At 50.6% G+C, this 13,774-nt stretch carries 10 protein-coding genes, 1 pseudogene and 1 other annotated feature; of the genes and pseudogenes, 4 read left to right on the top strand and 7 right to left on the bottom strand.

Features of this window, described 5'->3' with window-relative positions; all coding sequences use genetic code 11:
* Positions 1–130 precede the first annotated feature (130 nt).
* The 4 genes and pseudogenes from lldP (at position 131) to ybaL (ending at position 5,953) form a co-directional block, all read left to right on the top strand.
* Positions 131–1,787, top strand: a pseudogene (lldP, locus tag PCO85_06680) (L-lactate permease).
* The gene (gene lldR, locus PCO85_06675) at positions 1,784–2,572 is read left to right on the top strand and encodes a transcriptional regulator LldR (GenBank protein ID WJV55098.1); all 789 of its coding nucleotides are present in this window, start codon (positions 1,784–1,786) and stop codon (positions 2,570–2,572) included. The pseudogene lldP and the gene lldR overlap by 4 nt, the downstream one beginning before the upstream one ends.
* Complete coding sequence (gene lldD, locus PCO85_06670) at positions 2,569–3,750, top strand: FMN-dependent L-lactate dehydrogenase LldD (protein ID WJV55097.1); 1,182 nt, start codon at positions 2,569–2,571, stop codon at positions 3,748–3,750. Before lldR ends, lldD begins: the two co-directional genes overlap by 4 nt.
* Positions 3,751–4,270: 520 nt before the next feature.
* A complete protein-coding gene (ybaL, locus tag PCO85_06665; protein WJV55096.1) occupies positions 4,271–5,953 on the top strand; it encodes a YbaL family putative K(+) efflux transporter in 1,683 nt (560 codons plus the stop codon).
* 45 nt (positions 5,954–5,998) lie between these two features.
* Here the strand turns inward: ybaL and hemH are convergent, their stop codons facing one another.
* The 7 genes from hemH to apt form a co-directional block, all read right to left on the bottom strand.
* A complete protein-coding gene (gene hemH, locus PCO85_06660) occupies positions 5,999–6,961 on the bottom strand; it encodes a ferrochelatase (GenBank protein WJV55095.1) in 963 nt (320 codons plus the stop codon).
* Between the two features lie 236 nt (positions 6,962–7,197).
* On the bottom strand, positions 7,198–7,842 hold the full coding sequence (gene adk / locus PCO85_06655; GenBank protein ID WJV55094.1) for an adenylate kinase: 645 nt from the start codon (positions 7,840–7,842) through the stop codon (positions 7,198–7,200).
* A 246-nt stretch (positions 7,843–8,088) separates the two neighbouring features.
* Positions 8,089–9,972: a molecular chaperone HtpG gene (htpG, locus tag PCO85_06650; protein ID WJV56015.1), complete on the bottom strand. Its 1,884-nt coding sequence runs from the start codon at positions 9,970–9,972 to the stop codon at positions 8,089–8,091.
* A gap of 165 nt (positions 9,973–10,137) precedes the next feature.
* The gene (recR, locus tag PCO85_06645; protein ID WJV55093.1) at positions 10,138–10,743 is read right to left on the bottom strand and encodes a recombination mediator RecR; all 606 of its coding nucleotides are present in this window, start codon (positions 10,741–10,743) and stop codon (positions 10,138–10,140) included.
* The gene (locus PCO85_06640) at positions 10,743–11,072 is read right to left on the bottom strand and encodes a YbaB/EbfC family nucleoid-associated protein (protein WJV55092.1); all 330 of its coding nucleotides are present in this window, start codon (positions 11,070–11,072) and stop codon (positions 10,743–10,745) included. Before PCO85_06640 ends, recR begins: the two co-directional genes overlap by 1 nt.
* Positions 11,073–11,113: 41 nt before the next feature.
* Entirely contained in the window at positions 11,114–13,135 is a 2,022-nt protein-coding gene (dnaX, locus tag PCO85_06635; GenBank protein ID WJV55091.1) for a DNA polymerase III subunit gamma/tau, read from the bottom strand.
* Positions 11,723–11,787 (bottom strand) — a sequence feature (DnaX frameshifting element). Its footprint overlaps the gene before it by 65 nt.
* A gap of 74 nt (positions 13,136–13,209) precedes the next feature.
* Positions 13,210–13,758 carry an adenine phosphoribosyltransferase gene (apt, locus tag PCO85_06630; GenBank protein WJV55090.1) on the bottom strand — a complete coding sequence of 183 codons (549 nt, stop codon included), beginning with the start codon at positions 13,756–13,758 and terminating at the stop codon, positions 13,210–13,212.
* Positions 13,759–13,774: the final 16 nt, after the last annotated feature.

Raw genomic sequence — 13,774 nt, 5'->3', positions numbered from 1 at the left:
AAAAACAACACATCCATTGCCATTTGTTAACACTGGATCAACGATTGGTCATCATTTGTCTTACATAACAAGATTGGTCCTACCAATCAAGTAAGAAATAATAAGTACATCACGTTCTGGAGATACCTGCATGCAAGTCTGGCAACAAGTCTACGATCCGGTCGGTAACATCTGGCTATCAAGCCTCATCGCCGCCATCCCGATTCTGTTTTTTTTTCTTCGCGCTGATAAAGCTCAAACTTAAAGGCTATATGGCAGCTACCTTTACTGTGGCTCTCGCCCTACTGGTAGCACTTTTTTTCTACCACATGCCGGTTGACCGCGCTGTCGCCTCGGTGGCTTACGGTTTCTTCTACGGCCTGTGGCCGATTGCATGGATCATTATCGCTGCTGTGTTCGTCTACAAAATCTCGGTAAAAACCGGGCAGTTCGACATCATCCGCTCATCAATTCTCTCCATCACCCCCGACCAACGTCTGCAAATGCTGATTGTCGGCTTCTCCTTTGGAGCGTTTCTTGAAGGGGCCGCTGGCTTTGGCGCGCCAGTCGCGATCACCGCCGCACTGCTGGTGGGACTGGGTTTTAACCCGATGTACGCCGCCGGGCTGTGCCTGATTGTCAACACCGCCCCCGTCGCGTTCGGTGCCATGGGCATCCCGATTACCGTTGCTGGTCAGGTCACCGGATTGAATAGTTTTGAAATCGGCCAGATGGTTGGCCGTCAGTTACCCTTCCTGACTATTATTGTGCTGTTCTGGATCATGGCGATCATGGACGGCTGGCGTGGTATCAAAGAGACCTGGCCAGCGGTCATGGTCGCCGGCGGCTCATTTGCCATTGCCCAGTACCTCAGTTCCAACTTTCTCGGGCCGGAACTACCGGATATCATCTCGTCGCTGGTCTCATTGGTATGTCTGACAGCATTCCTGCGCGTCTGGAAGCCAGTGCGTATTTTCCGCTTTGGCGATCTCGGTGCCTCAATGGTGGACAAGACGCTTGAGCGCGGCAACTACTCTATCGGGCAAGTGATTCGCGCCTGGATGCCGTTTATCTTCTTGACCGCCACGGTCACGCTATGGAGCATTCCGCCGTTTAAAGCGTTGTTTGCCTCGGGCGGTACGCTGGCAAACTGGGTTATCAATGTCCCCGTACCGTTCCTCAACGAACTGGTCGCAAAAATGCCACCCGTGGTAGCTAACGTTCTGCCGTACGCAGCGGTCTACAAATTTGATTGGTTCTCCGCCACTGGCACCGCCATTCTGGTCGCCGCGCTGATGTCCATTGTTTATCTGCGCATGAAACCCGCCGCCGCCGTGGCCACCTTTACGGAGACCCTTAAAGAGCTGGCGCTACCAATTTACTCCATCGGCATGGTGCTGGCGTTCGCATTTATCTCGAACTACTCTGGCCTTTCCGCCACACTCGCTCTGGCTCTGGCGCATACCGGCCACGCGTTCACGTTTTTCTCACCGTTTCTCGGCTGGCTGGGCGTGTTCCTCACCGGATCCGATACTTCATCAAATGCGCTGTTTGCCGCGTTACAAGCCACCACAGCACAGCAAATTGGCGTCTCCGACCTGCTACTGGTGACTGCCAATACCACCGGTGGCGTTACCGGGAAGATGATCTCGCCACAATCCATTGCCATTGCCTGTGCAGCGGTGGGTCTGGTGGGTAAAGAGTCTGAGCTGTTCCGCTTTACCGTGAAACACAGCTTAATTTTCACCTGCATGGTAGGGGTGATCACTACCCTTCAAGCCTATATCTTAACCTGGATGATTCCATGACGCTGTCTGCTCCACGCCTCACCGACCACTTGGTGGAACAGGTGAAGGCACTGATTCATGAACGAAAATTGGATGCGGGCATGCGCTTGCCCGCGGAACGGCAGCTCGCCACCGAACTGGGTGTCTCTCGCTCATCGCTGCGCGAGGCGATCCAGAAATTGATCAGCGAAGGGGTGCTGATCAGCCGCCGTGGCGGTGGCACCTATGTGCGCTACGAGCGCGAACCCTGGTCGGAACAGCGTATCGTCCAGCCATTGAAAACACTGGTGGAAAACGACCCCGGTTATCGCTACGACATTCTGGAAGCACGTCACGCCATTGAGGCCAGCACTGCCTGGCACGCAGCAATGCGCGCCACCGAGGCGGACAAAGAGAAACTCAGAGCCTGTTTTGATGCTACGTTGAAATTTAAAGAGAGTGACAACCCAGATTTGGCTGCCCAGGCCGACGTGCGTTTTCACCTCGCTATCGCCGAAGCCTCGCACAATGTGGTGCTACTCCAGACTATGCGCGGTTTTTTCGATTTACTTCAGTCTTCGGTGATGCACAGCCGCCAGCGCATGTACACCGTACCGACCATCTTTGCCCACCTCACCGAACAACATGATGAACTGCTGCGGGCAATTCTGGATGGCGACCCGGAACGCGCGAGCAAAGCCGCACGAGCACACCTCGGGTTTGTCCACACCACCATCAAAAACCTGCACGAAGATGAAGCCCGGCAATCACGCATTACCCGGCTACCAGATGAAAATACCGATGTTAAAAGGAAAGACAAGCCATGATTATTTCCGCTGCAACTGATTACCGCGCCGCAGCACAACGCAGATTACCGCCGTTTCTGTTTCACTACATTGACGGTGGTGCGTATGCCGAGCACACGCTGCGCCGCAACGTGGAGGACCTGGCACAAGTGGCGCTGAAGCAGCGTGTGCTGAAAAACATGTCGGCACTAAGTCTGGAAACCACTCTGTTTAATGAGACGCTCTCCATGCCGGTCGCCCTCGCCCCGGTTGGGCTATGTGGCATGTACGCACGTCGGGGAGAAGTACAAGCCGCGCAAGCCGCCGCAGACAAAGGCATTCCCTTCACACTGTCCACCGTGTCGGTATGCCCGATTGAAGAGGTTGCCCCAGCCATCAACCGTCCAATGTGGTTCCAGTTGTATGTGCTCAAAGATCGCGGGTTTATGCGCAACGCGCTGGAGCGCGCCAAAGCGGCAGGCTGCTCCACACTGGTATTCACCGTGGACATGCCGACGCCGGGGGCTCGCTACCGCGATGCGCACTCCGGCATGAGTGGCCCCAATGCCGCGCTACGCCGCTACTGGCAGGCAGTGACCCATCCGCAGTGGGCCTGGGATGTAGGTCTGCATGGCCGTCCGCATGACCTGGGAAATATCTCCGCGTACCTGGGAAAACCGACTGGGCTTGAAGATTACATCGGCTGGCTGGCGAATAACTTTGACCCGTCCATTTCGTGGAGCGATTTAGAGTGGATCCGCGAATTCTGGGATGGGCCGATGATCATTAAAGGAATCCTGGATGCTCAGGACGCCCGTGATGCGGTACGTTTCGGTGCCGACGGGATTGTCGTCTCCAACCACGGTGGCCGCCAGCTCGACGGTGTGCTCTCATCGTGTCGCGCCCTGCCCGCCATTGCTGATGCGGTGAAAGGCGATATCACCATTCTTGCCGACAGCGGTATTCGCAGCGGACTCGATGTGGTGAGGATGATTGCGTTGGGTGCTGACAGCGTACTGCTAGGTCGTGCGTACCTATATGCACTGGCCACTAACGGTAAGACGGGGGTGGCCAACCTTCTGAACCTCATCGACAAAGAGATGCGTGTAGCAATGACGCTAACCGGCGCGAAAAACATTAAAGAAATCTCCCGTGAATCACTGGTGCAAGAAGGTCTGCACGATGTTTTGCTGGCTGAAGGCATTGCGGTTAGATTCTGATACATATCCTGCATCTCAAGATGCAGGTTCCCCTTCCCCCTACCGAAAACACCATGAAGGTTCTGGAGCGATTCACAAAGTAATCATCGATAAAAAGAACCTTTCATGTAATTGCAAGCCATCAGGCATATAACCCTGCATTTTCCCATGTAATGACAGTCAGAATATGATCTATCATCGCCAATGTGTCTATAAGCCCATCGTGAAATCATCAATGATTAGATTTACAGTAATTAATTATTCATATAATTCAATTACAAAATAACCAATATACCGATAAATACATGTTATAATTCAAAACATGGTTTAATTAGGATTTATCACAAAATTCTTTTATTTCCCCACATTATGTTTTTCATATACATGTACACTTAATTAATGAGCCTATCTCACAAACGCTTTAATCTTATGCATGGCGTATAAGCGATACAGTAAGGTTAAAAAGCGGCATGAGTTATCCAACCCCATCGGTTATGGAACCTTCGCTCATTCACGTTTACCTATAAGCAAAGGAGTCGGGATGCATGACACAACACCACTAATATCCACCATGGCTGTAGGTCTGGTACTTGCTTTTCTACTGGGTATTCTGGCGAATCGTTTGCGGATTTCCCCATTGGTAGGTTATCTGCTTGCTGGCGTGCTGGTCGGTCCTTTTACCCCCGGTTTTGTAGCTGATGCCAAGTTAGCGATCGAAATTGCTGAATTGGGGATAATTCTGTTGATGTTCGGGGTTGGCCTGCATTTTTCCCTGAAAGATTTGATGGCAGTAAAATCTATCGCTATCCCCGGCGCCATTGCACAGATTGCGGTTGCCACACTGTTGGGTATCGGTCTTTCTTCCCTGCTGGGCTGGAGTTTGCCAAACGGGTTGGTTTTCGGATTGTGTCTTTCCACTGCCAGTACCGTGGTACTGCTACGTTCACTGGAAGAACGCCAACTCATTGATAGTCAGCGTGGGAAAATAGCCATTGGCTGGCTGATAGTGGAAGATTTGGTCATGGTGCTCACACTCGTGCTATTACCGGCATTCGGCCATATGTTTGAATCGTCGACCACCAATATCTATCAGTTACTGTACGATTTAGGCTGGACACTCGGTAAAGTGATTGCCTTTATTACGCTGATGGTGATAGTTGGTCGTCGTGCTGTGCCGTGGATACTGGCCAAAAGCGCCAGTACAGGTTCACGGGAATTATTCACATTGGCAGTGCTGGCGATGTCACTGGGCATTGCCTTCGGTGCCGTCAAACTGTTCGATGTCTCTTTTGCCTTAGGCGCTTTTTTTGCTGGTGTAGTGTTAAACGAATCAGAACTCAGCCAACGGGCAGCCCACGACACACTACCGCTGCGAGACGCCTTCGCAGTACTGTTTTTCGTCTCTGTGGGTATGCTGTTTGATCCGATGATTCTGCTCAACGAACCTATTGCCGTACTAGGAACACTATTAATCATTGTATTGGGTAAATCAGTGGCCGCTTTTGTACTGGTGAAACTGTTCGGACACTCTAAACGTACCGCGTTGACGATCTCCGTCAGTTTGGCACAAATCGGTGAGTTCGCGTTCATTCTCGCCGGACTGGGTATTTCGATCGGCTTGCTGACCGAGAATGCTCGCAATTTGGTCCTGGCGGGCGCTATTCTTTCTATTATGATCAACCCGCTGCTATTTTCCTTGCTGGGTCGTTATCTGATGAAAACAGAAACTATCGAAGAACAAATCGTGGAAGAGGCGATTGAAGAGGAAAAACAGATCCCGGTAAATTTATGCAACCATGTGCTGCTGGTGGGTTACGGTCGAGTCGGAAGCTTAATCGGATCACGCCTGCACCAGGCCGGCATCCCGATAGTAGTGGTCGAAACTTCACGCACCCGTGTCGATGCCTTACGTGAACAAGGCATCAAAGCCATACTGGGCAATGCCACCAGGCCAGACATTATGGACATTGCGCGTCTGGACTGTGCTCGTTGGCTTCTGCTGACCATCCCCAACGGTTATGAAGCCGGAGAAATCGTGGCCGCAGCCCGTTCCAAACGGGAAGATCTGATCATTATCGCCAGAGCGCATTATGACGATGAAGTTAACTACATTACCGAACACGGCGCCAATCAGGTCATTATGGGCGAGAGAGAAATTGCAGACGCCATGATTACGCTACTGAATATTGATGAAGCACAATCGGTAAAAACATGTCCACTTTAAATCGGAAAACATCAGACGCGAATGCAGCGTCTGATGTTCAATGCGTCAATTACCCTGTGTAACTAATCGCTCAAACAAATCGATATGCATAGGATCGGCATTCAGTGCAGGAATGTAGGCAAATTGCTCCCCACCCGCATGTAAAAAAACGTCCCGGTTTTGTTCCTGAATTTCTTCCAGTGTTTCCAGACAATCCGCAGCGAAACCAGGACAAATGATCTGAATGTGTTTCACACCCTGCGCTGGCAATCCTTTCAGCGTCTCATCAGTATAAGGTGTCAACCAAGGCTCACGACCAAAGCGGGATTGATATGTCATCAGCACTCGCTCTTTCGGTAATCCCAACGCCACAGTCAACGCGTCAGCCGTTGCCGCGCAATGCAACGGATAGTCATCCCCTTCATCAGCATAACGCTGCGGAATACCGTGAAAAGAGATAACCAGTTTATCCGGCACACCATACTCGGCAAAAGATTGTTCTGCGCGATGCTTCAATGCGGCGATATATGCCGGATGTTCCGCATAGTCACGGATAAAACGGATGGCGGGTATCCGCCGATACTGTTTCAAAAGAGTAGCCAGGCCATCCCATACTGCTGCTGTGGTGGAACAGGAATATTGTGGATAAAGCGGTAAAACCGTTAGCTGAGTGACGCCTTGAGTCAACAAACTATCCAACGCAGAGTGCAAACTGGGTGAGCCATAGCTCATACCTAACGCAACGGGGATGTTCGGCAAGCGTTCAGCCAATGCCTGTTGCTGTCGACGACTGAATACCAGCAGCGGGGAACCGTCTTTCATCCAGACAGACCGATACAATTTTGCCACCCGAGGCGCACGAATCGGCAGGATAATGCCATAGAGAATAGGCCACCAAATCCAACGGGTAAGATCCACAACTCGCCGGTCGCTGAGAAATTCGGCCAGATAGCGCTTTATCGCCTGAGGCGTAGGTGAATCGGGTGTTCCCAGGTTAACCATCAGCACACCACGTTTTTCTTGCCTCATTGACATTATCCTCTCCCAGCTACAGGGCTGGCGTATTGTTTTAAATCCCATTATCAGACCGCTATTGTAGCGAAAAAATCGAATAAAAACGGGCAGACAACATGGTTAAAATCAATACTAGCGATTGCTGAAGCTGATGTAGTGAAAAAACCATAAAAAATGCCAGACATAGTGTCTGGCATCATAATTAACACCGTACCGCATAACGACCGAACAGCAATTTGCGACGATATCTATTAGCCCAGAATACCAGCCAGTTCGGCGCTGACTTCACTCACTTTACGAGTACCATCCATTTTATGGTACAGCGTATTACCCGCAGACGCTTCTTTCTGATAGTAGGTCACCAGAGGTGCTGTTTGCTGATGGTATTCCACAAGACGTTTGCGCACAGTGTCTTCATGGTCATCCTTACGGATCGTCAGATCTTCACCAGTGACATCATCCTTACCTTCCACTTTAGGTGGATTGAACTTCACATGGTATACGCGACCTGACGATGCATGAACACGACGACCCACAATACGTTCCACAATCAGCTCATCAGGCACAGCAAACTCGATAACATAATCAACGTTGATGCCCGCTTCTTTCATGGCATCAGCCTGAGGAATCGTGCGAGGAAAACCATCTAGCAAGAAACCGTTACGACAATCATCCTGTGCAATACGCTCTTTCACCAAGGCAATAACCAGTTCGTCGGTGACCAACTTACCCGCATCCATGATTTCTTTTGCTTGCTTGCCCAATTCAGTACCAGCTTTTACTGCTGCGCGCAGCATGTCACCGGTGGAAATCTGAGGAATTCCATATTTTTCCATGATGAACTGAGCCTGAGTACCTTTGCCTGCGCCCGGAGCGCCCAGCAGAATAATACGCATCGCGTAAATCCCCTTGCATGTAATTTTTTTAAAATAAATTTGAAAATCGCCAAACCATACCATTCCATGCGCCCATCCTCAAGGAACGGGCTCGGTTCAGCTTTTTTTCGCGCATGAAATCATGACCCGCCAGTGCTATAACGGGTGTTATGACAGTGTAGACGATGAATTAATTAACAATCCAACAACAAGAAAAAAACATTTTCGAGACATTGCCCCAGTTGTAAAACCGGGGCAACAGAGGACTTAAGCCGTTAACAACTGATTCACACGACGAACAAACTGATTCGGATCATCCAGAGTACCGCGTTCTGCCAGCAGAGCCTGATCCAACAGTAATTCCACCCACTCAGTAAACTGAGTGTCGTCGGCAATATCAGATGCCCGCTTCACTAGCGCATGCTCTGGATTCAGTTCAAAAATGTATTTCACTTCCGGTGCAGCCTGGCCCGATGCAGCAAACAATTTCGCCATCTGAGTGCTCATGTCACTAGCATCAGTAGTAACAATCGCTGGCGTATCGGTGAGCCGATGAGTCAGACGAACATCTTTTACTCGTTCACCCAACAGATTTTTCACACGATCAACAAAAGGTTCCAGCGCTTTGTCTGCTTCCTTCTGCGTGTCGCTTGTTTCATCCGCCAGTTTGTCCAACGCTTCATCCGCCTTGCTGACTGACTGGAAAGATTTACCATCAAACTCCGTTAGATAGCTCATCATCCATTCGTCAATGCGATCGGAAAGCAGCAGTACCTCAATGCCTTTTTTGCGGAACAGTTCCAGATGAGGGCTACTCTTGGCTGCGGCGTAGCTGTCGGCAGTGATGTAGTAAATCTTGTCCTGACCTTCAACCATACGGCCAACATACTCTTCCAGCGATACCGTCTGGACAGCGCTATCAGTATGCGTAGAAGCAAAGCGTAACAGTTTGGCAATCGCTTCACGGTTGCTGCCATCTTCTGCCGGCCCTTCTTTCAGCACCAAACCGAACTGTTGCCAGAATTGCTGATATTTTTCACTGTCGTCTTTCGCCAGTTTTTCCAGCATCTGTAATACACGTTTAGTCAATGCGGTACGCAGGTTCTGAGTAACACGGTTATCCTGCAAAATTTCACGGGAGACATTCAGTGGCAGATCATTAGAGTCGATCAGACCACGAATAAAGCGCAGATAATTTGGCATAAACTGTTCAGCATCATCCATGATGAACACCCGCTGTACATAAAGCTTCAGACCGTGTTTATGGTCGCGGTTCCACATATCCCACGGCGCCTGGGATGGAATATATAGCAGACTGGTATATTCCTGTTTCCCTTCAACCCGGTTATGGCTCCAGCTCACCGGATCGGTAAAGTCATGGGCAATGTGTTTATAGAATTCGGTATATTCTTCGTCGCTGATTTCAGACTTGCTGCGTGTCCATAACGCCTGAGCCTTGTTAATCTTTTCCCAGCTTACTGTCGCTTCGCCACCCTCTTCTTCGCTTTCAGTACGGGACTCAATCTCTACCGGCAAAGCGATGTGGTCAGAGTATTTGCTGATGATGGAACGCACGCGCCAACTGTCAAGAAACTCGTCTTCCCCTTCACGCAGATGCAACGTAATTTCCGTGCCACGCTCTTCTTTGGTGATATCGGCGATGGTGTAATCCCCTTCGCCTGTGGATTCCCAGAATACCCCTTGATCAGGGCTGGTACCCGCAACGCGAGTGCGGACAGTGACTTTATCCGCCACAATGAATGCAGAATAAAAACCGACACCGAATTGACCAATAAGCTGGCTATCTTTTACCTGATCAGAACCCAACGACTCTAAAAAGGATTTAGTGCCTGATTTGGCAATCGTTCCCAGATTATCAATGACCTCATCACGGGTCATCCCAATACCGTTATCGGCAATGGTAATAGTCCGTTTTTCTTTGTCAGTAGAAACTCGCACCCGCAACTCGCCATTGCCTTCATACAGTTCAGCGGCAGACAACGCACGGAAGCGTAATTTATCAGCCGCATCAGAAGCATTGGAGATCAATTCACGCAGGAAAACCTCTTTATTGGAATAAAGTGAATGGATCATCAAATGCAGCAACTGCTTCACTTCAGACTGGAACCCGCGGGTTTCTTGGCCTTTCATACTCATTGTGGCTTACCTCAATATCTGTTTTATTCCGACTGATTAAACAAAGATGAGCATGAGGTGGGGATAAAACAGTGGGATTTCAAGGGAGAAACGAGAAATTAAACGCAGAAAATAGTAAGTAGATGACAGCCGCCGACCAAAACGCCGACAGCCACGAGATCAAAACGTGATTGGATGCCGTCCTGCCAGCGAATGAGATAAGGTGGTACCATCCACCATTTCCAGTTCACCACCGACTGGAACACCATGAGCAATACGGCTGGCCATAACGCCATACTGTGAGCACAACTCGGCAATGTAGTTTGCCGTAGCGTCACCTTCGACTGTCGGATTGGTCGCCAGAATCACCTCGCTGATAGATTCCGTAGACAAACGCTCTTCCAAACGCCCCAACCCGATATCATCAGGACCTATGCCATCCAAAGGTGAAAGGTGCCCCATCAACACGAAATAACGCCCGGAAAACTGACCTGTCTGTTCTATTGCATGGATATCAGCCGGACTTTCCACCACACAGATTTGTCCTGTTTGCCGACGACGCGGATTAGCACAGATAGTACAAACATCCTGTTCGGTAAAGGTACGGCAATCGGCACAATGTCCGATTTCAGACATCGCACGGGTCAACGCCTGCGCCAACCGCATACCACCGCTGCGATCACGCTGCAACAGATGGAATGCCATACGCTGCGCCGACTTCGGCCCCACGCCAGGTAAACAGCGCAGGGCTTCCATCAACGACTCAAGAAGTGGACTGGTCTGCATCAGAACGGCATTTTGAAGCCCGGTGGCAACTGCATACCACCGGAGACTGACGCCATTTTCTCTTTCTGCGTTTCGGCGATACGGCGTGCCGCATCGTTAAATGCCGCAGCGACCAGATCTTCCAGCATTTCTTTGTCGTCTTCCATCAGGCTGGGGTCAATTTCCACACGACGGCAGTTATGAGCACCATTGATAGTCACTTTCACCAGCCCGGCACCCGACTCCCCCGTGACTTCCAGATTGGCAATCTCTTCCTGCATCTGCTGCATTTTCTCCTGCATCTGCTGGGCTTGTTTCATCAGATTGCCTAAACCACCTTTACCAAACATATCGCTCTCTCTATCACTTCGGGCTGCTTATTCAGCAGCAGTTAAACGGGGCGGATACTTTCTTCGTCCAGTTCCGCGTCAAAGAAACGCCGCAGCGTTTGAATATTATTGTCCGTCATAATGGACTGACGAGCCTCGGTCAGCATCTCTTCATAGATAACCTGTCGCCACTCCAGCGGTGTATGCACCGTAAGGTCATCATCTTCAACTACGGTCAGCACTATCGGACGACCGTAGTGTGCCATCAATGTCTCTGCCAGCGTTTTTTGCGCCACAGCACTATTCAGGTGGCGCAGAGAAGAACGCAGATGTAACTGCACAACCCCCACTTCCGGCTCTTTTTTAAAAGCATTCAATGCCAGCTGTTGTACCAGTTTTGGCAACGTCAAACTGTGGACTTCCGCCGCCCAGGCATCCCTTTCTATCGATTCTTCAACCAGACGAGCCACCAATTCCGGTGTTTTCTCATGTTCCAATGCCGAACGCAATGCCTTGGGCGTTGTCGTGACATTTTTCTCTACCACTTCAGTTTTTTTCTGTGCTCGCCAGCGATAAGCTTCCTGCTTTTTCTGCTCCGGCTGTGCGGTTTCTTTAGCAGACATCTGTTGTTGACCACGCTCAGCCACGGAAGCCAGACGCTCCAATGCCGAGGTTACCGGCCGCGTTTTACTGAACGCCGCCGCTTCACTCTTTTTTGGTGGAGTTGCCTCTTGCTTGCGTAACAGTTGGCTACGAGCGTGCAACAGTTGCGCGGTAGAGTCAGACAGCTCACTACTGTAGTTATCGTTTTCCGGACGGCTCCCCGCAGGCTCGGGTTGTTCGGCTGTAGCAGCTGGCGCCGGGTTTTCTGACGGCACCATCGTCCGGGGGTGATTTTCTGTTCGCGACATTGAAGTCGCTGGCTGATGTGGAACAATCACTGGCTCTATGGCCGAAGGAGTCGGTGTAGAAACCGGGGCCTGGGATTCAATGATCTGATTGGGATGAAAAGCCAGCGCCCGCAGCAGCGTCATTTCTACCCCCATACGGCGATCTGGCGCATATGGCAACTCTTTGCGGCCAATCAGCAAAATTTGATAGTAAAGCTGGACATCCGCTGGTGGTAACACGCGGGCCAAATCTCGCAACCGTGGTGCCACCATCGCATAATCATCACCCAATGCAGAAGGCAGTAGCTGCACCATCGCGATACGATGCAGAATGGTGAGTGTTTCTACCAGCAGCGACTCCCAATCAACCCCGCGGGAAGCCGCCTGCGCCAACAGCATCATGACCCGTTCACCATCCGCTTTCACCAGTGCTTCAATTAGCGCCAGCGGTTGTTCATCATCCAATGTCCCGAGCATCTGGCTTACCGCGGCTGTCGTCACCTGCCCCTGTCCAATGGCAATCGCCTGATCGGTCAGACTTAATGCATCACGCAGGCTACCATCAGCCGCACGGGCCATCAGTTGTAACGCCCGCGGCTCAAAAATCAGTTGTTCTTCCTGCAGAACATGTTCCAAATGTGCGCGAATTTGTTCAACATCCAGCGCTTTCAGATGAAATTGCAGACAACGTGACAGAATGGTGATCGGCAACTTTTGCGGGTCGGTGGTAGCCAACAGGAATTTAACGTGGGCGGGAGGTTCTTCCAGTGTTTTCAGCAGCGCATTAAAACTGTGGCGTGACAGCATATGCACTTCATCGATGAGATAAACTTTGAAACGACCGCGCGCCGGAGCATATTGCACGTTATCCAGCAGGTCGCGGGTATCTTCAACTTTTGTACGTGAAGCCGCATCGATCTCAATCAGATCGACAAACCGCCCTTGTTCGATCTCTCGGCAACTGTCGCACTGACCGCAAGGTGTCGCAGTGATGCCCATGTCACAATTCAGCCCCTTTGCCAGCAAACGCGCGATGGTGGTTTTCCCCACACCGCGAGTACCAGAGAAAAGGTAGGCATGGTGAATCCGGCCTAGAGAAAGACCGTTAGCCAACGCTGTCAGCACATGCTCCTGGCCAACCACATCAGCAAAGGTTTGGGGGCGCCACTTACGGGCAAGAACCTGATAGCTCATCAATACCGCAACAGTTGAGTTATTGAAGAGGTGATGCTAACACAGTCTCGCCACTATCGGCGAGACTGTTATGCTTAATGTCCGGGGAAGTCAACCAGGCTGTAACAGTTCACGCCTATGCTTTCAAGACGTTGGCGGCCACCTAAATCGAACAGATTGATAATAAACGCCGCATCAGAAACCTGCCCACCTTGACGACGAATAAGTTTCACAGTGGCTTCAATTGTACCGCCTGTAGCCAACAAATCATCAATCACCAGCACCCTATCACTGGAATCAATCGAATCTGCATGCATTTCCAGCGTATCGACGCCGTACTCCAATACATAGCTTTCACTGACAGTAGCACGCGGTAGTTTACCTGGTTTACGCACTGGAACAAATCCTACGCCTAACGCCAAAGCTACCGGAGCACCAAACAAAAAACCACGGGCTTCAGTACCCACAACTTTGGTAATCTCAGCATCCCGATAATGCATTACCAGCATCTCAATACTCATTGAGTATGCCTGAGGGTTTTCCAACAGGCTCGTGACATCCCGGAACAATATGCCCGGTTTAGGGTAATCTCGAATACTTTTGATACTATTTTTAATTAATTCTGGCTGCAGTGTTACGGTCATAATCTTGTGCCTGATA

It is taken from the genome of Prodigiosinella aquatilis (assembly GCA_030388725.1).
GTDB lineage: Bacteria > Pseudomonadota > Gammaproteobacteria > Enterobacterales > Enterobacteriaceae > Prodigiosinella > Prodigiosinella aquatilis.
This window is presented reverse-complemented; position numbering and strand designations above follow the sequence as displayed.

Excerpts from the sequence above, each read along its gene's own strand:
- lldR (WJV55098.1), top strand. The coding sequence starts at position 1,784 with ATGACGCTGTCTGCTCCACGCCTCACCGACCACTTGGTGGAACAGGTG.
- lldD (WJV55097.1), top strand. The coding sequence starts at position 2,569 with ATGATTATTTCCGCTGCAACTGATTACCGCGCCGCAGCACAACGCAGA.
- ybaL (WJV55096.1), top strand. The coding sequence starts at position 4,271 with ATGCATGACACAACACCACTAATATCCACCATGGCTGTAGGTCTGGTA.
- hemH (WJV55095.1), bottom strand. The coding sequence starts at position 6,961 with ATGAGGCAAGAAAAACGTGGTGTGCTGATGGTTAACCTGGGAACACCC.
- adk (WJV55094.1), bottom strand. The coding sequence starts at position 7,842 with ATGCGTATTATTCTGCTGGGCGCTCCGGGCGCAGGCAAAGGTACTCAG.
- htpG (WJV56015.1), bottom strand. The coding sequence starts at position 9,972 with ATGAAAGGCCAAGAAACCCGCGGGTTCCAGTCTGAAGTGAAGCAGTTG.
- recR (WJV55093.1), bottom strand. The coding sequence starts at position 10,743 with ATGCAGACCAGTCCACTTCTTGAGTCGTTGATGGAAGCCCTGCGCTGT.
- PCO85_06640 (WJV55092.1), bottom strand. The coding sequence starts at position 11,072 with ATGTTTGGTAAAGGTGGTTTAGGCAATCTGATGAAACAAGCCCAGCAG.
- dnaX (WJV55091.1), bottom strand. The coding sequence starts at position 13,135 with ATGAGCTATCAGGTTCTTGCCCGTAAGTGGCGCCCCCAAACCTTTGCT.
- apt (WJV55090.1), bottom strand. The coding sequence starts at position 13,758 with ATGACCGTAACACTGCAGCCAGAATTAATTAAAAATAGTATCAAAAGT.